Genomic DNA, 20,520 nt, shown 5'->3' on the forward strand with positions numbered 1-20,520 from the left:
CCATTGGTAACTGATAGAATCACCTCATATACATTATTATCCAGTCTTATACGCACAGTATAATATAATGATGGTTTGATTGCAATATCTGAAAATTCCTAAATCAATAAATTTTTCCATTTTTGTTGCTTTCCCCACTGATTATCCAACAAATAGTAACTATTATCACAAAAAAATACTGCCGCAGAGAAAAAGTATCCACAAAAAGCAACATTTTCTCACGACAGTATTCTTGATTCTTATAAAAAACTTCCAAAAGATCCAGGTTATATTCTGAATGCTCAGCGTTTTACGTTAAAAGCTCCCATTCCCGGATATACAGCAGCACTTCCAAGTTCTTCTTCAATACGGAGAAGCTGGTTGTATTTTGCCACGCGCTCTGTACGGCTTGGTGCTCCTGTCTTGATCTGGCAGGTATTCAGTGCAACTGCAAGATCTGCGATCGTTGTATCTTCTGTCTCACCGGAACGATGAGAAGAAATTGCTGTATATCCTGCTTTATGTGCCATCTTGATCGCTTCAAGAGTTTCAGAAACAGAACCGATCTGGTTGAGTTTGATCAGAATAGAGTTTCCGCATCCAAGATCAATACCTTTCTTCAGACGCTCTGTATTGGTTACGAATAAATCGTCACCTACAAGCTGTACTTTTCCGCCAAGTTCTTTGGTCAGAAGCTGCCAGCCTTCCCAATCTTCTTCATCCAGGGCATCTTCGATAGAAATGATCGGATATTTCTCTACAAGCTGTTTCCAGTGCTGGATCAGACTTTCAGAAGTAAATTTGGTGCCTGCTTTCGGAAGGATGTACTCGCCCTTCTTCTCACCTTTCCATTCGCTGGAAGCTGCGTCCATGGCAAGCATGAAATCTTTGCCTGGCTCGTATCCTGCTTTTTCGATCGCTTTGAGGATGTACTGGATCGCTTCTTCATCACTTGCGAGGTTCGGTGCAAAACCACCTTCATCTCCTACGGAAGTAGCAAGTCCTTCTGCTTTAAGAAGTGCAGCAAGTGCATGGAAAACTTCTGCACACCAGCGCAGTGCTTCACGGAATGTAGGTGCTCCTACAGGCATGACCATAAACTCCTGCACGTCAACAGTATTTGCTGCATGAGCTCCACCGTTTAAGATATTCATCATCGGAACAGGAAGACGGTTTCCGGAAATTCCTCCAAGCAAACGATACAGCGGGATCTCCAGTGCAAGGGAAGCTGCTCTTGCTGTTGCGATAGAAACTGCAAGGATCGCATTGGCTCCAAGATTTGATTTGTCTTTTGTGCCGTCTGCCTCGATCATTGCCTTGTCTACTGCATAGATATCAGATGCATCCAGGCCAACGATCGCTTCGCTGATCTTTGTATTGATGTTTTCTACTGCTTTCAAAACACCTTTTCCGAGATATCTTGCTTTGTCACCGTCGCGGAGTTCCAGTGCCTCAAATTCACCTGTAGATGCGCCGCTTGGTGCTGTTCCTCTTCCTACGGTACCGTCGATCAGGGTTACTTCTGCTTCTACTGTCGGATTTCCTCTGGAATCCATGATCTCACGGCCGATGACTTTTTCAATTTCCAAATAGTTCATGATCTTTTTACTCCTTGATCTGTAGATTTATGCCAGTGCTTTTCCTAATGCTTTGCAGTTTTCTACTGCTTCATCGTCTGGTTCTTCCTGACAGATCACACCGTCTGCTACAAGAACAGCTCCGTCCTCTTTGCATTTAGCTTCCCAGTTGTGCATCCAGTCTCCATCGCCCCATCCGTAGGATCCGAAAAGACCGATCTTTTTGCCGGAGAGTTTTTCTTCACAGGAGCTGAACATTGGCTCGAACTCATCTTCTTCCAGTACTTCATCTCCCATAGCCGGGCATCCGAATGCGATTGCATCAAATTCGTCTACTTTTGCTGCCTCAAAGTCTGCTGTCTCAAATACAGTAACTTCTGCGCCTGCTTCTTTTGCTCCGTCTGCTACTGCATTTGCCATGCTCTCTGTGTTTCCTGTAGAACTCCAATATACAACTGCTACTTTACTCATATTCTTTTACCTGTCCTTTCTTGATCATGCTGCGACGGTGAGCTGAAGGATGCTTCTGCCATCGGCAAATAATTTCTGATAGATTTCTGAACATTTCTTCAGTTTCCGGAAGATCACCTGGGTCTTCTGCTCATCTCCGTAAACCTTCCAGATCCCACAGCACTTGTAATTTTTTCCCTTCTGTTCAATAAATCCTGTCACATCATCCAGAGGATATCCCAGGAACAGTCCCACCTCATGAGGGAAGCATTCATACTGAAAAAAGCGGTCCTGAAGTTTGCGAAGACAGCAGTCCGTTCCCCGGCATTCGTATCCACAGGTCTGAAGGATGTTCTCGGCTCCTTCCCTGTTCAGATCAGCTTCCAGCTTGTTTTTCCGGTAGACGTAGATCAGTGCTCTCTTCTCGCCTGTTCTCAGTATTTCCACATAAACCCCTTTTCCATTCAGCTTACGGTTTTCTTCCTGTACCTCTCTTGGCAGATCCTCCATATCATCCGGCAGATAGTTAAACATATTTGCCGTTTTTATCCCTGCAAGCGTCGGAGCGCAATGCGCAACAATACCTGATTCTAACATTTGGTTACCTCCATCTCGCTCATGATGCTTCCTGCAAGGAAAAAGGATTTACTGATTCTCGCTTTTGCGCGCAGGAAATAGATTAGTTTTAACTAACTTAGCTTTTAAATTTTACGGATATGTCTCCATACCCGTAAAATATTACGCTCTTGGTTAGAACTAACTAACTAACTAACTAACTAAGATGATAGTACTATATTTCACCTGTGCTGTCAAGAGTTTTTTGCATTTAACTTTTTTATTTTTTCAGCTATTTTTTAAAGGACAGATTTCATGGAATCCATACCGATCAGCAGTGTGGATGTATTGTGAAGAAGTGCAGACATTGTCGGCTGGATCACGCCTGTCACACCGAGTGCGATCAGGGTTCCGTTGATACCCATGATACGTCTGTAGTTCTTGTGGATCTTGGTCATCAGACCGTTGCTGATCTCTTTGAGTGTGACCATAACAGACAGATCATCTGCGCCGATCGTGATATCGGAGATCTCTCTTGCAAGTTCTGCACCATCACTGATCGCGATTCCGACATCTGCAGCGGAAAGTGCCGGTGAATCGTTGATCCCATCGCCGACCATCAGGACTTTGTGTCCGCTTTCTCTTGCTTCCTCGATAAATCTTGCCTTGTCTTCCGGAAGTACTTCAGAATAATATTTGTCTACACCGACTCTGGCTGCGATCGCTTTGGCTGTACGGTCGCTGTCGCCTGTCATCATGACGATCTGTGTAAATCCTGCTTCATGCAGTTTGCGGATCACTTCCGGTGCCTCCGGACGCAGCGGATCTTCGATGCAGATAACAGCTGCCAGCTCACCCTCGATACCAAGATACAGGTGAGAGTATTCCGGCGGAAGACTTGCAAATTCTTCTTCTTTGCCCTCCGGGATCGTGCACTTCTCATCTTCGAATACGAAGTGATGGCTTCCGATGATGGCTTTTCTTCCATCTACAGTCGTGGAGATTCCGTGTGCTACGATATATTCTACTTTAGAGTGCATTTCTTCATGAGTCAGGCCGCGGTCCTTAGCCGCATCCATGACTGCTTTTGCCATAGAATGTGGGAAATGCTCTTCCATGCAGGCTGCAAGACGAAGAAGATCATCCTTGGACTCGCCGTTAAAGGAAACAACGTCTACTACCGTCGGTTTTGCCTTGGTCAATGTTCCTGTCTTATCAAATACGATGGTGTCTGCCTCAGCAACTGCCTCCAGGAATTTGCCGCCCTTGACTGTGATCTTGTGTGCATTTGCTTCGCGGATCGCTGCAAGCACGGAGATCGGCATTGCAAGTTTCAGAGCGCAGGAGAAGTCTACCATAAGGATAGACAGTGCCTTGGTCACGTTTCTGGTGAGCAGGTAGGTAAGTCCTGTTCCTGCAAGTGTGTACGGCACAAGGCTGTCTGCAAGATGTTCTGCCTTGCTCTCTACTGCTGATTTAAGTTTCTCGGTTTCTTCGATCATGGTAACGATCTTCTCAAACTTGGTGGAACCGGATGTTTCTTTGACACGGATGGTGATCTCACCTTCCTCAACAACAGTTCCTGCATATGCATAGCTTGCTTCGCGTTTTACAACCGGCATGGATTCTCCTGTAAGAGATGCCTGGTTGACCATTCCCTCTCCGGCTGTAACGATACCGTCGAATGGGATCACGGTTCCCATATGGATCTTGACTTCATCGCCAGGTTTGATCTGGTCAGAATTTACAAGGACTTCTCCGCCCTCTGTCACAAGCCATACTTTGCTTACATTGAGGGACATGCTTCTTGCCAGGTCGTCTACAGATTTCTTATGTGTCCAGTCCTCAAGGATCTCACCGAAGCCTAACAGGAACATAACGGAAGATGCTGTCGAGAAATCTCCACGGAAAATGGATACTCCGATCGCTGTTGCATCAAGTACGGATACTTCGATCTTGCGTTTTGCAAGAGTGCGGATACCCTTCCAAATATATTTCATAGAATGTAATGTGGTAAGTACAGTTCTGACCGGCATTGGAAGGAACAGCTTCTTGCCGTAATGAACCACAACATGATTTACCATTTTTTCCCAGTATTCGCTGTTCATCTCACGGCCGGAGTTCTGGAGATAGCTCTCCGGAGCCTCGGAAGCACCGTATGAAAACTTCTGTACCGCTTTCAGAATTGCCAGTTTATCTCCATTGTAGCAGATGACCGCATCCTGATTACGCTCTACTACTTTGACAGCCGTTACGCCTTCCAGGCCGCTGAGAAAATATTCGAGCTGATCTGCCTGGCGGCAGGTCATTCTCTTCTGGCAGATATGGATCCTGACTCTGCCTTTGATCTGATGCTCTATTTTGAATTTCATATAATCTTTCCTCGCATGTTTGTTAATAAAAAACACCTGCAGTGATTACCACAGGTGTTCTTTTTTGATATTTCTTACTCTTCTTCTGCAGTCTCTACAGTTTCTTCTGTGGTCTCTTCTACAGTTTCTTCCTCTGCTGCATCTTCAAAAGCTTCCTCTGCTGCGGCACGGTCTTCGTTGATCTGCTTAGCTTCTGCATAGATATCCTCTGCGTTTTCCTGAACCTTGGATACTGTCTTCATAACGCAGTCTTTGGCACGAAGAACGGCTGCTGTGCAGTTGGTATAAAGCTTCTTTGCATCCTTGCTGGAAAGTACTTTGATACCTGCTGTTCCGAATACTACTCCTGCTGCAAAAAGTCCGCTGTGTTTTGTGTTAAGTTTGATCATTATACTTATACCTCCTGTTGTAAAATTATTTACTAATTAATGTAGTGTATTTTATTGTCATCGGGATGATAGGTTTCTGTTCCGTCCCTTGACATTACAACCATTATAATATGCGTCAAATAAAAGTCCAGCCTAACTTGCACTTCTGAGAAATTTTCTCATTTATGTATAAAAATATAAGGGATTTTTTGATGGATTTTTATATACTTTCCTATAAAAAGGTGCATGGAAAGCGGTTATTCGCCGCTCTCCATTGAAATACTGCGTACCCGTCTGTCGTGCAGATAGCCAAAAGATTCCATGCCTTTCTCGATCACCTGGCGCAGTTTCTCACCGTCCAGGAGGATGCTGGTGTAGTCATCCAGCTTGACACTGCAGATATGTACCGGGGATTCCTCATTGCAGATGCGGTAAGCGCGTTTCCTCTTGAGGGCACCGATCTCTTCCAGGAGATTGATCATGCGATATATCGTAGCCATTCCGATGTTAGGATCTCTCTTTGATGCCAGAAAATAAATTTCCTTACAGCAGGTGCATTCCTCCTGCAGGATAATATCAAGTATGATTTTTCTCTGTTTTGTAATTCTGCAGCCAGCCTGGCGAAGTCTGTTCATGATCGCACTTCTCTGCATATTACTCCGCTGATACTGCTGATCACGGCAGGAATTCACTTCCGTTTCCATTTCGTCTTCAAAGATTATCTCTCTCAGTGCTTCCATTCTATCACTCCCGTCCGTTCAGTTAGTTCGATTCAACTATCAAAAGTTTACATCACCTAACCTTTTCTGTCAAGATTATTTTTTATCAGAAAGAAATTTAATCGGAAATTTTGTCTTCCCCTTGACAACTGGAACTTTTATTGCATATAATAAGAAACAGTCAAAACAAGAGCATCGTCTGTTTACCAGTATTTCTAAGGAGGCTCAGCCTTCACCAAACGTTTGGGGCTTGTACTGGTTTCGACGGGGGCTTTGAAGTTGAGGCAGCCATCCGCAGACTCCTGGACTGCGTATCAACCGGGAAACTAAATATAAACGCAGACGAACAGTACGCGTTAGCAGCCTAAGCGCTGCTCATCAGCCCTGATGCACTCACACATCAGGAATCTGGTGTCGACTATGTGAGAAACCTTGCCGGGTAAGCTTTGCCCCGGTAGATGTATCATGAAGCTACCAAAGCAGTAAGCCTGTCGGTGGGCGTACTGCCAAGGGAATGTCAAATCAGCGACTGTGATGGGAGATACCGCAAGGGATAGGCTTTCGGACAGGGGTTCGATTCCCCTCAGGTCCATTTTATGGCATCAAAAAGCTGACGCACATCTTTCGAAACCTACGGAGATGTGCGTCAGCTTTTTGTTATCTTTTGTATTACTGAATATGTAATTCTTTTTTCCTGATTCTTAAAAGATCTATATATATCTTGTAGGTGCAACTGGCTGTCATACATTTGTTTCATTTGCTTAGACCCTATAGTTTTGCGTCACCGGATTTCCCCGGCTATGCCTTTTAAATATAAAATAAATATACTCTTTTATTGCATAAACGATATTGTTTCATTAGTTATTCTGCATTTACGCTGAGTGCTTCCGGGCTTCCGAGAGCACCGATGTTTTTGAGCAGGAAGATCGCATCACCCATACCCCTGACATAAGACAGATCTGCATATCTTTCACTCTTTGATTCCAGGCAGGCGATATAATCATCAATCACCCTTCTGAACATGTAAGGAAGATTCATGCCGGCGTATCTTTCTTCCAGCTCTTTCAGATCGTCTACGTCCTGTCTGATGTATTCATCAGATTCGAGTATTTTTTCTCTCCTTTCCGTCATCATTTTTTCGATGCAATTCACAATTGCAACTTCGGTCATTTTTTCCAATTTTCTATCCTCCGTTTGTGCAATACTATAGGTTTCACCCTTATTCTATAAAGAATCCCGCCAAACGTCAACAAAATTCGTCTGACAATTTATTGAAAAATTCGACAAATCTTTTTCATTCCTGTTCAATTTCAGCCTTATTTTATGAGGGTTTACGGCGATTTTAGAGATTTTTGTTTTTTTCAGAAAACCTGTGCTTTTATTGAGAAGAAATTTCTTTACTTTTGAAGGATTTTCTAATAATATTGTATGTATATGCATATCAACGATGTATAAATATACATTTCAACTTCAGAAGGGAGAGGAATTTATGACAACAGCACACATCTGTATCATGATTGCGATCATTATCTATCTTGGTGCAATGCTCTTTGTCGGCTATCTCTGTTCCAAGCAGAACAACGATACCTCAGACTTTTATCTGGGCGGTCGTAAGCTTGGTCCTCTGGTAACCGCAATGAGTGCAGAAGCCTCCGATATGAGCAGCTGGCTCCTTATGGGACTTCCTGGTCTTGCATATCTTTCCGGTATCGCAGACGCAGGCTGGACTGCGATCGGACTCGCAATCGGTACATACCTTAACTGGAAAATCGTAGCTAAGAGAATCCGTCTCTACACTCATGTAGCAGGAAACTCTATTACTTTACCGTCCTTTTTCAGCAATCGTTTCAGGGACGACCGCAGGATCCTGCAGTCGATCGGAGCTATTTTTATTGTGATCTTCTTTATTCCATATACAGCTTCCGGTTTCGCTGCCTGCGGAAAACTGTTCTCCAGTCTGTTCGGAGTAAAATATCTGACTGCGATGATCATCAGTGCACTGATCATCGTCGGATATACGACTCTTGGAGGATTCCTTGCGGCATCCACCACAGACTTTATCCAGAGCATCATCATGTCCATCGCACTGATCATTGTATTTGGCTTCGGAGTATCTGTTGCAGGCGGTCCTGACGCAGTTATCAGCCACGCAAAGTCACTGCCTGGATACCTTACCATGATGACCACTTACAACCCGGAAACAGGCACAGAAGCAGCTTATCCGCTCATCAACATCGTTTCTATGCTGGCATGGGGACTTGGATATTTCGGAATGCCTCACATCCTTCTTCGTTTCATGGCGATCGAAGATGAGAAGAAACTTTCCTTATCCAGAAGAGTGGCTACTACCTGGGTTGTGATTTCCCTCGCAGTTGCCGTTATGATCGGTGTCATCGGTCTTGGAATGACAGAAGCCGGCGAACTGGAAATGCTTCATGGAGCTGACTCAGAAACCATCATCGTCAAGATCGCAGATCTCTTGAGCACACATGGTGTACTTCCGGCACTGCTCGGCGGTACGATCCTTGCAGGAATCCTGGCATCTACGATGTCCACCGCAGATTCACAGCTTCTGGCTGCTTCTTCTGCTGTTTCTTCCGACCTTTTCGGCGCAGTCCTGAAGAATAAGAAGAAACAGGAGACCATGCTCACTGACCGTGTTACTCTGCTTGCGATCGCTGTTATCGCAGTTATCATTGCCCGCAACCCGGACAGTTCTGTATTCAACATCGTATCTTTTGCATGGGCAGGTTTCGGTGCTGTATTCGGTCCGGTCGTGCTCTTTGCACTGTTCTGGAAGCGTACCAACTGGCAGGGAGCTCTCGCAGGAATGGTTTCCGGCGGTGTTATGGTATTCGTATGGAAATATCTGGTCCGTCCAAACGTTTCCTTCCTGAACTTCTATGAACTCCTTCCGGCATTCCTGATCTCCAGTGTGATGATCATTGTAGTAAGCCTTGCTACCAAAGCTCCATCCAAAGAGATCACAGACGAGTTCGAACTGGTTCAGAAAAAAATGGCTGAATAAAAATTTCAGCAATCATTTCAAAACAACAAAAAAAGAAACCGCAGAATCCTTTTTAACTGGATTCCACGGTTTCTTTTTTTGATGTCTTGCAACTATTCAGTAGGTAATATCCCGCGAGGTGTTTTGGCATGTTTTTGCCAAAATCCCGAGACATACAAGTCAAAATGCCATCACCGAAGGTGATTTGGAATGCATTTTGACTCGTAACTGTGAGGATACTGAACAGTTACGATGTCTTTTACTTTTTATTTTACCAGAGATAGGAAAAGATCGAAGCTCCAATGACAGTGCACAGACCGCACACAACGATCGCCAGACTGCTCATCGCTCCCTCTACTTCTCCAAGCTCCATTGCTCTTGCTGTACCTACCGCATGAGATGCTGTACCGATCGCAAGTCCTCTGGAGATCGGACTCTTGATGCGGAACAGTTTGCAGATGTATTCTGCAAACATGTTTCCAAGAACACCTGTAATGATGATCACTGCAACAGAAATTGTCACATATCCGCCAAGCTCCTCAGAAATGCCCATACCGATTGCTGTCGTAATAGACTTCGGAAGCATGGTCACATATTCTTTGTGGCTCAGACCGAATACGATCGACATTACAAGTACCGTTCCAAGACTTGCGATAACGCCTGAAATAACTCCGCCAAAGATCGCCCCGATATTCTTTTTCAGCAGATCAAGCTGCAGATACAGAGGGATCGCCAGGCTTACCGTCGCAGGTGTCAGAAGGTAGCTCAGGTATTTTGCACTCATATTGTAGCTTTCATAATCCACATGAAAAACTACCAGAAACGCGATCACGATCGCAATAGAGATCAGAAGCGGATTTAATAACGCCAGCTTCCATTTACGCTGTGCTGCAAGCCCGATCTCATATGCCAGAAGGCTGATCACGATCCCTACCGTTGCCGAACTCATGATTAAATTGTCCATCTTACTTCTTTCCCTCTTTTCTGGATATTAAAAAATCTGTAACCTTTCCTGTAACGATCATGACTACAAACGTCGATACGACTGTGATTACCAGGAGCGGCACCAGAAAAGACTGCAGCTGGCTCCAGGATGTGATCAGACCAACGCCTGCCGGAATGAACATAAGCGGCATGATCTCGATCAGAAATTCACCGGTCTCCTTTACGTGCTCTACTTTGATCACCTTTGTCAAAAGAAGCACAAACATCAGAATCAGTCCATAGATACTGCCCGGTATCGGAAGCGGGATAAAATACTTCATGATCTCCCCCGCACAGGTCACAGCAAGGATGATTCCAAACTGTCTCAGATATTTCACTTTTTTCGCCTCCTAAAAAATTCACTGCTGTCTATTATAGCACATCCTTTTTTGTCATAACAAGTCAAAAAAAGTACAAAAAACTGCCGTTATATCGGCAGTTTTTTATGTAACAGTTTGAAAAATGTCAATTTTTGGTCTGTATAAAAGCTACATCAGTGATCTTTCAAAAAGAATGCTGTTTTGGCATTTCCCACAATCAAACCTCAGGGATTCTTGCTTCCTCCACTACTGCACAAACTTTATATCCAAAGATATAAATGATTCCAATAATATAACCCATCCCGGTACTGTAGCAGCTCTGGAATGGGTTATTCTTTCATCTCTTGTAATTTATTTCTTTATGAGGATATCTGACAGTTTGCGTTTTGGTACGTAGTGTACATCGTTTTCGGCGCGATAGTAGGCGATACTTTCACCTTCCTCAATCTCTTTGATCACGATCTCTTCTGCCGGTTTGCCAAACGCTACGATCAGTACCGGGGCAAGATTTTCTGCCAGACTCAGTTCTTTTTTGACGGAATCTGCATTGTAATTTCCGATCATACAACCGCCGAGCCCTTTCTCAGCTGCTGCGAGAAGCATGGTCTGTGCAACGATTCCAACATCCTTCTGGTATCTCGGGATAGAAGCTCCGAGATTCAGATCCTGACAGATGATGATAAATCCGGTCGGGCATTTTCCCGGATGTGGAAGCTGCATCTCAGGGAGTGCTCTCGCCCAGTTTGTCAGTTTCTGGATACGGTCAACCTCCTCCTTCTCCCACGCCAGATAATACCGAAACGGCTGCGCATTCACACTGGATGGTGCAAAACGTGCACAGTCCACGAAATCCTCCAGTTCTTCTCTTCTGAAACGATAGGATTCGTCATAACCTCTGTAGCTTCTGCTTGCTTTTACAATATCTTTGAACATTTGTGTATCTCCCTTGATTTTCTTCTGTAAAAAACAGATTTATTCTCCCATATCCTGCGCACACTTCTTGAGTTTCTCGCGGATCGGCAGATGGTACGGGCATCTTGGCTCGCATTTGCCGCAGCCGATGCAGGCAGAAGCTTTTACTTTCAGTGTGCTGTAACGGTCTTTTGCCCAGTCTGCGAGGTCGTATCTCTGAAGGTAGCCTGCGAACAGGAACACGCTTGGAATGTTGATTCCAACGGTACATGGCGCGCAGTAGTTGCATCTGCGGCAGAAATCGGTACCGAGCTGTTCGCGGACTTTGTCCATTGCTTTTAATTCTTCGTCGGCGAGTGGTTCTGTGTTGGAACATGCGGCAAGGTTCTGCTCCAGTTCACGGACTTCTGCCATTCCCGGGATCACGACGGTCACATCAGGATTGGAACAGACATAGCGAAGTGCCAGGGTCGCATCCTCGATCGCACCGCCTGCCAATGGTTTCATATCGATAAAGCCGATGTTTTTCTCTGCGCATTTATGGATGAGTTCTGCACCCTGCTGTTCTACGATATTGTATGGGAACATGATCGTTTCCACCCAGTCAAGTCCCAGTGCACGCTCAAAAACAGCTGTAGAATGTGCAGTCAGTCCGATATGTCCGATCTTGCCCGCTGCCTTCGCTTCCATCAGAGCTTCCAATGCACCGCCCTCGCCGATCACCTGATCAAGCTGTTCCATGCTTGGGTTGTGTACCTGATAAAGGTCGATATAGTCTGTGCGGAAATTTCCAAGACTTGTCTCAATATCCGCTGCCATTGCTTCTTTTGTTCTGGACATGGATTTGGTCGCAAGCACAAATTTATCACGGATTCCCTCCAGACCATATCCGATGTACTGCTCACTGACGGTATATCCTCTTGCAGAATCAATATAGTTGACTCCCATCTCCATCATCTCGTGAAGCAGTTTTCTGGTGCCTTCCTCGTCAATCTTCTGGATCGGAATTCCTCCAAATCCCATACGCGAGATCTTAAGTCCTGTTTTTCCAAGTATTCTGTATTCCATAATACACCCTCTTCCTTTTTTATAAAAAAATACCACCGAATCTCTCCGGTGGTATCCTATCATTTCCTATTAATTATACACGAGACAGATATTCACCTGTTCTTGTATCGATTTTCAGTTTGTCGCCCTGGTTTACAAACAGAGGAACCATTACCTGTGCGCCAGTCTCAACAGTTGCCGGTTTGGTAGCACCCTGTGCTGTGTTTCCAGCGAATCCTGGCTCAGTCTCGATAACCTCAAGCTCTACGAACAGAGGCGGCTCGATTGCATATACGTTTCCGTTCCAGGAGCAAACTTTAACAACTTCGTTCTCCTTAACGAATTTGAGAGAATCTCCAACCTGCTCTTTGGTAAGTGCAACCTGGTCATAAGTCTCAACATTCATGAAGTTGTAAAGATCTCCATCGTTGTACAGATAGCTCATGTCTACACGGTCGATACGTGCCTGCGGGAACTTCTCTGTTGGACGGAAAGATTTCTCCAGTACAGCTCCTGTAATGATATTTTTATATTTTGTTCTTACGAATGCAGCGCCCTTTCCAGGTTTTACATGCTGGAACTCAACGATCTGACATACATTTCCTTCAATTTCAATTGTGACACCGTTTCTGAAATCACCTGCTGAAATCATTTTAATTTCCTCCTTCTTATGTTGTCGCTATCAATTATTTTATAATACACATGAAGATTTTTCAACTACTTTTTTTATTGTGCAGCTAATTTCTCTTCAATTTCTTTGATCAGCTCTTCAAATGGCTTCTCTCCGGTAACAACCGTAACGTCTGCAAACTTCTGATAAACCGGATCTCTCTGTTTCAGAAGCTTCTTGATCTTCTCATCGCGGTCATCACCGTCAAGCATCGGATCCTTGCTGGAACCTTCCAGACGTTTCTTGAGAGTTGCCAGTGAACCCTTCAGATAAACGACTGTGCCGAGCTCCTTGAGATATTTCTCATTCTGCTCCTGAAGCGGAAGTCCTGCTCCCAGAGAAATGACTCTGCGTTCATTGTCCTGAATAAGCTGTTTGAGTGCAACTGTCTCCAGTGCACGGTAATACGGTTCACCAAACCGCTGAAAGATCTCTCTGGCAGACATGTTCATCTTTCTTGTGATCAGTCTCTCCAGATCGACAAATGATAACCCCAGATCCTTGGACAGCTGTTTTCCTACTCTTGTTTTACCTGAACCCATAAACCCGATGATCACCACATGGTTCATGAAATCCCCTCCTCTTTCTCATAAAAGTATAGTACTATTTTTTCCAGATAGCGCTTGAGCACGATCTGGATTTCTTCTTTCGGATCGATCGGCTTGACCAGAATATTGCGGATGCCGGCTCTCTTGGCTCCGTATACATCGGTAAAAAGCTGATCTCCTATAAAAATGGTATTCTCAGTATTCGTACCCAGAATCTCCATTGCCCTGTTATAATTTCTCACAGAAGGCTTGTGTGCGTTCTCAATATAATTCACCTGGACCGCATCATTAAAAGAAGCCACTCTCTTCTTCTGATTGTTGGATAAAAGGCAGCAGCCAAATCCCAGCTTCTTAAGACGCCGAAACAGTGCGATCGCACGTGTATCTGCCGGTGCCCCATGCGGCACAAGTGTATTATCAATATCAAAGATCAAACCTCTGTATCCTTCCTGATACAGTTTTTCAAAATCGATCACATATGTGGAATCCACATATTCATCCGGAAAAAAACATCGAAACATTTTCTTCTCCTGTCTATCTTTCTTTAAGCGGTACATACTCCGCTGCCGGAAGCACGTTCTTGTATGCAGGACGGATGATCTTGTCTGTATTGATCAGCTCTTCCATACGATGCGCGCTCCATCCTACGATACGGGCAACCGCAAACATTGGTGTGTACAGCTCAAGCGGCAGATCCAGCATGCTGTATACAAAGCCGCTGTAAAAGTCCACGTTCGCGCTGACACCCTTGTAGATGCGTCGTTCCTCTGCGATAACTTCAGGAGCCATCCACTCAACCATGGAGTACAGTCTGTAATCCTTCATGCGTCCCTTTTCTTTCGCGAGGCTTTCTACAAAACCTCGAAGGACTTCTGCTCTCGGATCGGAAACAGAATAGATCGCATGACCCATACCATAGATCAGACCTCTCTTATCAAAGGCTTCTTTATGAAGGAGACGCTTGAGATATGCTCTCACCGCATCCTCATCTTCCCAGTTCTTGACTTCCTTCTTCATATCCTGGAACATCTGGACAACCTTGATGTTGGCACCGCCGTGCTTTGGTCCTTTGAGGGAACCAAGTGATGCCGCGATCGCGGAATAGGTATCTGTTCCGGATGAAGACACAACATGTGTGGTAAATGTAGAGTTGTTACCACCGCCATGCTCCATGTGAAGGATCAGGGCAAGATCCAGGATCTTCGCTTCCAGATCTGTGTATTGCTTATCCGGGCGCAGCATACGGAGGATATTTTCCGCTGTGGAAAGTTCCTTCTTCGGATTGTGGATATAAAGACTCTTGCCTCTCACATAATGATTATACGCCTGATAACCATAAACTGACAACAGTGGAAAAATACTGATCAGATTCAGGCACTGTCTCAGAACATTCGGTAAGGAAATATCATCCGGATTATTGTCATAAGAATACAAAGTAAGGACACTTCTTGACAGAGCATTCATGATATCACGTCCCGGTGCCTTCATGATGACATCCCTGACAAAATTTCGCGGAAGTGACCGCTGATTTGCCAGAAGTTCCTTAAAATCCTCAAGCTGCTTCTCATTCGGCAGAGTACCGAACAGAAGAAGATATGTAGTCTCTTCGAAACCAAAACGGTTATCCTTGACAAAACCGTTCGTGAGATCTTTGATATTGTAACCTCTGTAATAAAGGCTTCCTGCACATGGAACCTCCTTACCGTCTACAACCTTGACCGCCTGTACATTGGACACCTGGGTCAGTCCGGCGAGAACACCCTTACCATTGATATCACGCAGACCACGCTTGACATCATACTTACCATATAAAGAAAGATCCATCGTAGTGTGGTCCTTACATGCCTCTGTAAGCTGTTCGATCTCCGGTGTTACCTTCATATTAAATCCTGCCATTGTAAGTCTCCTTTCAAGTCCTTTGCTTTTTCTCGATCAAACTCCCTCCCCGTTGTTACCGTAGTTTTACGTTACTGTTCGCAGTAATCGTTTACAACACAGTAGATACAGTATACCATCAAAACTCATTTTGGTCTATCCCAAAAATGCACACTGCCTTTGCCAGGCTTTCCTTTATCTGCCCTGACGGTAGGTGCTCAAAAATTCTTTAAGTTTCTGTGAAGCAGTCTCAAGCTGCCTTGTATTCGGCAGATAAACCACACGGAAATGATCCGGTGCACCCCAGTTGAAGCCTTTGCCCGGTACAAGAAGCACCTGCTTCTCATGCAGGAAATCCAGTGCAAACTGCTCGTCATCCGTGATATTAAATTTCTCCACATCCAGTTTCGGGAAAATATAAAATGCCGCATGCGGCTTCACAACGCTGATTCCCGGGATATCCTTTAAGGCATTGTAAATGCACTCTCTCTGCTCATAAACTCTTCCGCCCGGTTTCACATACTCTGCAACGCTCTGGTAACCGCCAAGGGCAGTCTGTACTATCGCCTGCGCCGGCACATTGGAACAGAGACGCATGGAAGAAAGCATCTTGATTCCTTCTATATAACCCTTCGCACGCTCCTTGGCTCCGCTTAAGATCATCCAGCCGATACGGAATCCTGCGATCATATGGGATTTGGAAAGTCCGGAAAATGTCACGCAGAATACATCCGGTGCAAGAGATGCGATCGAAGTATGCTGATATCCGTCCATGACAAGACGGTCATAGATCTCATCAGAAAAAATGATCAGTTCCTTCTCTCTGGCGATCTGCGCGATCTGCTCCAGGATCTCCTTCGGATAGACAGCACCTGTCGGGTTATTCGGGTTGATGATAACGATCGCTTTGGTCCTGTCCGTGATCTTGCTTCTGATATCCTCGATATCTGGATACCAGTCAGACTGCTCGTCACAGATATAATGTACGACCTTGCCTCCTGCCAGTGTCGCAGTCGCCGTCCACAGCGGATAATCCGGTGCCGGGATCAAAATCTCATCTCCATTATCCAGAAGTGCCTGCATACACAGGCTGATAAGTTCACTGACACCATTTCCTGTATAGATATCATTCATGGTCACATTCGGGATCCCGCGAAGCTGTGCATACTGCATGATCGCCTTGCGGGCAGAAAAAATACCCTTGGAATCAGAATAGCCCTGTGAAGTGCGGATATTACTCAGCATGTCCAGGATCACTTCCTGAGGAGCTGAGAAACCAAAAGGATATGGATTTCCGATATTAAGCTTCAGGATCTCCTTACCCTCTTCCTCCATCTTCGCCGCCTCGTCAACCACCGGTCCTCTTACATCATACAGTACATTATCTAGCTTGGCAGATTTGTCAAATGTTCTCATTTTTTTCACTCCTCTCTGAGATTTTACATAGTTTTTACTATAATCTCATATTCAGGTCATTTTATCAAGATGAAAAAATTTCGGATATTATTGTCATATTCATACAAATTTAGTAAGATATAAAAAAAATTAATATTCCCCTTTTCAACTTTACCACTTTCGTGTATAATAGTGTCTGGGCATTTGTAAGCCCCACAAAGACGTTATTATTTTATACGCAAACAAACGAGGAGGAAAATCGTCATGTCTTACACAGAAGAAGTTTATGAAAGAGTCGTTGCACAGAATCCTGGTGAACCGGAATTTCATCAGGCAGTAAAAGAAGTTCTGGATTCCCTTAAGGTTGTTATCGACCGTAACGAGGAGAAATACCGCAGCCTTTCCATCCTGGAGCGTCTGGTAGAGCCAGAAAGAATCATCTCTTTCCGTGTTCCGTGGATCGATGACAACGGGAACGTACAGATCAACAAAGGATACCGTGTACAGTTCAACAGTGCAATCGGACCTTACAAGGGAGGTCTTCGTTTCCATCCTACAGTAAACCAGAGCATTCTTAAATTCCTTGGTTTCGAGCAGGTATTCAAGAACTCTCTGACAGGTCTTCCGATCGGTGGTGGTAAAGGTGGTTCCAACTTCGATCCTAAAGGCAAATCCGACAGAGAAGTTATGGCATTCTGCCAGAGCTTTATGACAGAGCTTTCCAAATATATCGGTGCTGACACAGACGTACCGGCTGGTGATATCGGTGTTGGCGGACGTGAGATCGGATTCCTGTTCGGACAGTACAAACGTATCCGTGGCCTCTATGAAGGCGTTCTGACAGGTAAAGGACTTACCTACGGCGGATCCCTCATCCGTACAGAAGCAACAGGATACGGTGTTGTATATATCCTCAACGAGCTGATGCAGGCTCACAACGATTCTCTCGAAGGAAAGACAGTCGTTGTTACAGGTTCCGGAAACGTTGCAATCTATGCAATCCAGAAAGCTACTCAGCTTGGTGCCAAAGTTGTTGCTCTGTGTGACTCTAACGGATATGTATATGATCCAAACGGAATCAATCTCGACGTTGTCAAAGACATCAAAGAAGTAAAACGTGGACGTATCAAAGAATATGCTGACCGTGTAGAAGGTGCTACCTACACAGAAGGTACTGGAATCTGGAACATCAAATGTGATGTTTACCTTCCATGCGCAACTCAGAACGAACTTGATGTTGACGGCGTTAAGACTCTGATAGCAAACGGCTGCAAATATATCGTAGAAGGTGCTAACATGCCTACTACAAGAGAAGCTACAGAATACGCTATGGCAAACGGCGTTCTCTTCCTTCCTGGAAAAGCATCCAACGCCGGTGGTGTTGCTACTTCCGCACTGGAAATGAGCCAGAACTCCCAGAGACTTTCCTGGACAGCAGAAGAAGTTGATGCCAAACTTCATCAGATCATGAAAGACATCTACGCTAAGATCGATGACGCTGCAAAACGTTATGACATGCCAGATAACTTCGTTGCAGGTGCTAACATCGCCGGCTTCGAAAAAGTTGTAGACGCAATGATCGCTCAGGGCCTTGTTTAATTAATTTCCTCCTCTGCGAATCATTGATATTCAAAAAGCTCCGGTTTTCATGCCGGAGCTTTTTGTTATGGACGAAGATAATTTCTCATATTTCGAAGGGCAGTTTTTTCCAGACGGCTGACCTGTGCCTGGGAGATCCCGATCTCTTCTGCCACTTCCATCTGCGTTTTTCCCTCATAAAACCGCATATCAATGATGTGTCTCTCCCTCTCCCCGAGGCGGTTCATCGCCTCTCTGAGCGAAAGATTTTCCAGCCAGTGATCTTCTTTGTTTTTCTTGTCACTGATCTGATCCATCACATACAGGGTGTCTCCCCCTTCAGAATATACCGGTTCAAAGAGACTGACCGGGTTCTGGATCGCATCGAGGGCGTACACGATCATCTCTTTTTCAATCCCAATCTCTTCTGCGATCTCCGCGATCGTCGGTTCCCGCAGGTTCTTTTTCATGTAACTTTCTTTGGCATAGATTGCCTTGTACGCAATGTCACGAAGCGAACGGCTGACACGGATACTGCTGTTGTCCCGCAGATACCTCCGGATCTCCCCTATGATCATTGGCACTGCATAAGTAGAAAACTTGACCATCAAAGTCGTGTCAAAATTATCAATGGCCTTCATAAGTCCGATACAGCCGATCTGAAAAAGATCATCCGCATTTTCACTGCTGTTCTGAAATCGTTTGATCACACTTAAGACAAGCCGCAGATTTCCCTTGATGTAACGCTCTCTCGCTTCCTTATCACCGGCTTTTATCTTTTCAAAAAGTTCCTCCTTCTCCTCCGGAGCCAGAACTGGAAGACTGGCTGTGTTCACTCCGCAGATCTCAACTTTGTTTAGTGCCATCGAAATATCCTCCTTATTTCAGTTGGTACTAAAGATGATTCTCAGGGAGGATATGAAATATTCTTTTTTGCGAAAAATATAAAAAATATAAGTCCTTGACAGTTTTGCAAAAGGTACTATCTGTGAGGACATTTTTCTTCCGGGAGTTCCACCAGGATGATATCTCCTCCGATCTGACGGACGCTGCTCCATGGGATGATAAATTCACTTTCCCGTCCCCAGAAACAGCAGAATCTGCCAGGTCCGGGAACGATCAGTGCTGTGATCTTTCCGCTTCTTTCATCAAATTCCAGATCGATCGGACAGCCAAGACTTCTGCAGGTGCGGATATTTATGATCTCTTTTTGCCTTAATTCGCAAAGACGCATACAGACACCATTTTTTTCAAAAATATATGCATAAAATGCCGGAAATATACACTGTAATTTATTGACATTACCCAAAAAAATACAGTATAATTAGCCCATAAAAGGGAAAAGAGGGATAATACCGTGAGATGCCCATTTTGTAATCAGGATAATACCAAGGTCGTTGATTCCAGACCTGTCGAAGATACCAATGCGATCCGCAGGAGAAGGATGTGTGAATCCTGCGGCAAGAGATTTACCACTTATGAGAAGGTTGAGACTATTCCATTAAGTGTCATCAAGAAGGATCAGACAAGAGAAGCTTATCACCGTTCTAAGATCCAGGACGGTGTTCTTCGTGCGTGCTACAAACGCCCGATCCCGATCGAGAAGATTGAGTCTATGATTGACTCCATCGAGGGGTCTATTTTTGAGAGCGCGGATAAGGAGATTTCCAGTACTCGCATCGGCGAGATCGTTATGGAGCATTTGAAGGATCTCGATGCTGTTGCATATGTGCGGTTTGCGTCGGTGTATCGTGAGTTTAAGGATGTTAGTACTTTTATGGATGAACTAAAAAAGTTTATGGAGCCGTAGGGTACTGCCCTGGGACCCGTCGATTTGTATCGACACTTTTTTGTTAAGGCGGTTACCTTGTAGACTTTTTCAGTGCCCTCCTGAATGTTTGACGGGAATTTTGTCTTGTGGGGGAGCCTTAGAAAATGCAGACGCAGGCACCCTGAGACACAGTGCAAATTTCGAATCCATTTATACGAAAGTTTCCCGACTTGTTGCACCAGGAGAATTTTTCAAAGGGCATCCCACACGACAAAATTTCCGTCAAACACCCAGCCGAGGGGTGGCGAGGGGACGGGCAACGTCCCTTCGCGGTTTGCTCTGCTCCCAAGCATCCAAATCCCCAGGATTAAAGGAAATAATAAAAAACAGGGA

21 protein-coding genes, 1 other RNA gene and 1 riboswitch are annotated in these 20,520 nt (G+C 44.9%); of the genes, 4 read left to right on the forward strand and 18 right to left on the reverse strand.

The window, feature by feature from the left end; all coding sequences use genetic code 11:
- Window positions 1–281: 281 nt before the first annotated feature.
- The 6 genes from eno to DXC01_RS04070 form a co-directional block, all read right to left on the reverse strand.
- Window positions 282–1,577 (reverse strand): phosphopyruvate hydratase, encoded by a 1,296-nt coding sequence (gene eno, locus DXC01_RS04045; RefSeq protein WP_022214556.1) that lies wholly within the window; start codon window positions 1,575–1,577, stop codon window positions 282–284.
- Window positions 1,578–1,604: 27 nt separating this feature from the next.
- On the reverse strand, window positions 1,605–2,027 hold the full coding sequence (locus DXC01_RS04050) for a flavodoxin (RefSeq protein ID WP_022214555.1): 423 nt from the start codon (window positions 2,025–2,027) through the stop codon (window positions 1,605–1,607).
- Between the two features lie 24 nt (window positions 2,028–2,051).
- Entirely contained in the window at window positions 2,052–2,603 is a 552-nt protein-coding gene (locus DXC01_RS04055) for a DUF3793 family protein (protein WP_118251353.1), read from the reverse strand.
- Window positions 2,604–2,860: 257 nt separating this feature from the next.
- Complete coding sequence (locus DXC01_RS04060) at window positions 2,861–4,933, reverse strand: heavy metal translocating P-type ATPase (RefSeq protein ID WP_022214553.1); 2,073 nt, start codon at window positions 4,931–4,933, stop codon at window positions 2,861–2,863.
- A 74-nt stretch (window positions 4,934–5,007) separates the two neighbouring features.
- A complete protein-coding gene (locus DXC01_RS04065; RefSeq protein WP_022214552.1) occupies window positions 5,008–5,322 on the reverse strand; it encodes a DUF6110 family protein in 315 nt (104 codons plus the stop codon).
- A 236-nt stretch (window positions 5,323–5,558) separates the two neighbouring features.
- Entirely contained in the window at window positions 5,559–6,041 is a 483-nt protein-coding gene (locus DXC01_RS04070) for a transcriptional repressor (RefSeq protein WP_118698327.1), read from the reverse strand.
- 225 nt (window positions 6,042–6,266) lie between these two features.
- On the opposite strand from DXC01_RS04070, the gene ssrA reads away from it, so the two are divergent.
- Window positions 6,267–6,615, forward strand: a transfer-messenger RNA (tmRNA) gene (gene ssrA, locus DXC01_RS04075).
- Between the two features lie 130 nt (window positions 6,616–6,745).
- A riboswitch (cyclic di-GMP riboswitch) is annotated at window positions 6,746–6,835 on the reverse strand.
- Window positions 6,836–6,881: 46 nt separating this feature from the next.
- Here ssrA and DXC01_RS04080 read toward each other — a convergent pair.
- Window positions 6,882–7,199, reverse strand: coding sequence for a hypothetical protein (locus DXC01_RS04080; protein ID WP_022215615.1), 318 nt, complete (start codon window positions 7,197–7,199; stop codon window positions 6,882–6,884).
- Between the two features lie 310 nt (window positions 7,200–7,509).
- Here DXC01_RS04080 and putP point away from each other — a divergent pair, with 310 nt between their 5' ends.
- Window positions 7,510–9,048, forward strand: a complete 1,539-nt coding sequence (gene putP, locus DXC01_RS04085) for a sodium/proline symporter PutP (protein WP_022215614.1) — start codon at window positions 7,510–7,512, stop codon at window positions 9,046–9,048.
- A gap of 250 nt (window positions 9,049–9,298) precedes the next feature.
- Here the strand turns inward: putP and DXC01_RS04090 are convergent, their stop codons facing one another.
- The 9 genes from DXC01_RS04090 to DXC01_RS04130 all read right to left on the reverse strand — a co-directional run bounded on the left by DXC01_RS04090 (window position 9,299) and on the right by DXC01_RS04130 (window position 16,799).
- A complete protein-coding gene (locus DXC01_RS04090; protein ID WP_022215613.1) occupies window positions 9,299–9,991 on the reverse strand; it encodes an LrgB family protein in 693 nt (230 codons plus the stop codon).
- A 1-nt stretch (window position 9,992) separates the two neighbouring features.
- Window positions 9,993–10,349 carry a CidA/LrgA family protein gene (locus DXC01_RS04095; RefSeq protein WP_022215612.1) on the reverse strand — a complete coding sequence of 119 codons (357 nt, stop codon included), beginning with the start codon at window positions 10,347–10,349 and terminating at the stop codon, window positions 9,993–9,995.
- 333 nt (window positions 10,350–10,682) lie between these two features.
- Window positions 10,683–11,264, reverse strand: coding sequence for a nitroreductase family protein (locus DXC01_RS04100; protein ID WP_118251349.1), 582 nt, complete (start codon window positions 11,262–11,264; stop codon window positions 10,683–10,685).
- Between the two features lie 39 nt (window positions 11,265–11,303).
- A complete protein-coding gene (locus DXC01_RS04105) occupies window positions 11,304–12,311 on the reverse strand; it encodes an aldo/keto reductase (RefSeq protein ID WP_022215610.1) in 1,008 nt (335 codons plus the stop codon).
- Window positions 12,312–12,384: 73 nt separating this feature from the next.
- On the reverse strand, window positions 12,385–12,942 hold the full coding sequence (gene efp, locus DXC01_RS04110) for an elongation factor P (protein WP_022215609.1): 558 nt from the start codon (window positions 12,940–12,942) through the stop codon (window positions 12,385–12,387).
- A gap of 74 nt (window positions 12,943–13,016) precedes the next feature.
- Complete coding sequence (locus DXC01_RS04115; protein ID WP_118698328.1) at window positions 13,017–13,529, reverse strand: shikimate kinase; 513 nt, start codon at window positions 13,527–13,529, stop codon at window positions 13,017–13,019.
- A complete protein-coding gene (locus DXC01_RS04120) occupies window positions 13,526–14,029 on the reverse strand; it encodes a YqeG family HAD IIIA-type phosphatase (protein WP_022215607.1) in 504 nt (167 codons plus the stop codon). Before DXC01_RS04120 ends, DXC01_RS04115 begins: the two co-directional genes overlap by 4 nt.
- A gap of 13 nt (window positions 14,030–14,042) precedes the next feature.
- Window positions 14,043–15,404, reverse strand: coding sequence for a citrate/2-methylcitrate synthase (locus DXC01_RS04125; protein WP_022215606.1), 1,362 nt, complete (start codon window positions 15,402–15,404; stop codon window positions 14,043–14,045).
- Window positions 15,405–15,578: 174 nt separating this feature from the next.
- Entirely contained in the window at window positions 15,579–16,799 is a 1,221-nt protein-coding gene (locus tag DXC01_RS04130) for an aminotransferase class I/II-fold pyridoxal phosphate-dependent enzyme (RefSeq protein ID WP_022215605.1), read from the reverse strand.
- Between the two features lie 243 nt (window positions 16,800–17,042).
- On the opposite strand from DXC01_RS04130, the gene gdhA reads away from it, so the two are divergent.
- Complete coding sequence (gene gdhA / locus DXC01_RS04135) at window positions 17,043–18,377, forward strand: NADP-specific glutamate dehydrogenase (RefSeq protein WP_022215604.1); 1,335 nt, start codon at window positions 17,043–17,045, stop codon at window positions 18,375–18,377.
- Between the two features lie 65 nt (window positions 18,378–18,442).
- On the opposite strand, the gene sigG is transcribed toward gdhA, so the two are convergent.
- The gene (gene sigG / locus DXC01_RS04140; protein ID WP_022215603.1) at window positions 18,443–19,222 is read right to left on the reverse strand and encodes an RNA polymerase sporulation sigma factor SigG; all 780 of its coding nucleotides are present in this window, start codon (window positions 19,220–19,222) and stop codon (window positions 18,443–18,445) included.
- A gap of 116 nt (window positions 19,223–19,338) precedes the next feature.
- Entirely contained in the window at window positions 19,339–19,590 is a 252-nt protein-coding gene (locus tag DXC01_RS04145; RefSeq protein ID WP_118251486.1) for a YlmC/YmxH family sporulation protein, read from the reverse strand.
- A gap of 123 nt (window positions 19,591–19,713) precedes the next feature.
- On the opposite strand from DXC01_RS04145, the gene nrdR reads away from it, so the two are divergent.
- Window positions 19,714–20,166 (forward strand): transcriptional regulator NrdR, encoded by a 453-nt coding sequence (gene nrdR / locus DXC01_RS04150; protein WP_022215602.1) that lies wholly within the window; start codon window positions 19,714–19,716, stop codon window positions 20,164–20,166.
- The last annotated feature ends 354 nt before the right edge of the window (window positions 20,167–20,520 follow it).

This window comes from Blautia sp. OM07-19 (genome assembly GCF_003481595.1).
Classification (GTDB): Bacteria; Bacillota; Clostridia; order Lachnospirales; family Lachnospiraceae; genus Blautia_A; species Blautia_A intestinihominis.

Excerpts from the sequence above, each read along its gene's own strand:
- eno (WP_022214556.1), bottom strand. The coding sequence starts at position 1,577 with ATGAACTATTTGGAAATTGAAAAAGTCATCGGCCGTGAGATCATGGAT.
- DXC01_RS04050 (WP_022214555.1), bottom strand. The coding sequence starts at position 2,027 with ATGAGTAAAGTAGCAGTTGTATATTGGAGTTCTACAGGAAACACAGAG.
- DXC01_RS04055 (WP_118251353.1), bottom strand. The coding sequence starts at position 2,603 with ATGTTAGAATCAGGTATTGTTGCGCATTGCGCTCCGACGCTTGCAGGG.
- DXC01_RS04060 (WP_022214553.1), bottom strand. The coding sequence starts at position 4,933 with ATGAAATTCAAAATAGAGCATCAGATCAAAGGCAGAGTCAGGATCCAT.
- DXC01_RS04065 (WP_022214552.1), bottom strand. The coding sequence starts at position 5,322 with ATGATCAAACTTAACACAAAACACAGCGGACTTTTTGCAGCAGGAGTA.
- DXC01_RS04070 (WP_118698327.1), bottom strand. The coding sequence starts at position 6,041 with ATGGAAGCACTGAGAGAGATAATCTTTGAAGACGAAATGGAAACGGAA.
- putP (WP_022215614.1), top strand. The coding sequence starts at position 7,510 with ATGACAACAGCACACATCTGTATCATGATTGCGATCATTATCTATCTT.
- DXC01_RS04090 (WP_022215613.1), bottom strand. The coding sequence starts at position 9,991 with ATGGACAATTTAATCATGAGTTCGGCAACGGTAGGGATCGTGATCAGC.
- DXC01_RS04100 (WP_118251349.1), bottom strand. The coding sequence starts at position 11,264 with ATGTTCAAAGATATTGTAAAAGCAAGCAGAAGCTACAGAGGTTATGAC.
- DXC01_RS04105 (WP_022215610.1), bottom strand. The coding sequence starts at position 12,311 with ATGGAATACAGAATACTTGGAAAAACAGGACTTAAGATCTCGCGTATG.
- efp (WP_022215609.1), bottom strand. The coding sequence starts at position 12,942 with ATGATTTCAGCAGGTGATTTCAGAAACGGTGTCACAATTGAAATTGAA.
- DXC01_RS04115 (WP_118698328.1), bottom strand. The coding sequence starts at position 13,529 with ATGAACCATGTGGTGATCATCGGGTTTATGGGTTCAGGTAAAACAAGA.
- DXC01_RS04120 (WP_022215607.1), bottom strand. The coding sequence starts at position 14,029 with ATGTTTCGATGTTTTTTTCCGGATGAATATGTGGATTCCACATATGTG.
- DXC01_RS04125 (WP_022215606.1), bottom strand. The coding sequence starts at position 15,404 with ATGGCAGGATTTAATATGAAGGTAACACCGGAGATCGAACAGCTTACA.
- DXC01_RS04130 (WP_022215605.1), bottom strand. The coding sequence starts at position 16,799 with ATGAGAACATTTGACAAATCTGCCAAGCTAGATAATGTACTGTATGAT.
- gdhA (WP_022215604.1), top strand. The coding sequence starts at position 17,043 with ATGTCTTACACAGAAGAAGTTTATGAAAGAGTCGTTGCACAGAATCCT.
- sigG (WP_022215603.1), bottom strand. The coding sequence starts at position 19,222 with ATGGCACTAAACAAAGTTGAGATCTGCGGAGTGAACACAGCCAGTCTT.
- DXC01_RS04145 (WP_118251486.1), bottom strand. The coding sequence starts at position 19,590 with ATGCGTCTTTGCGAATTAAGGCAAAAAGAGATCATAAATATCCGCACC.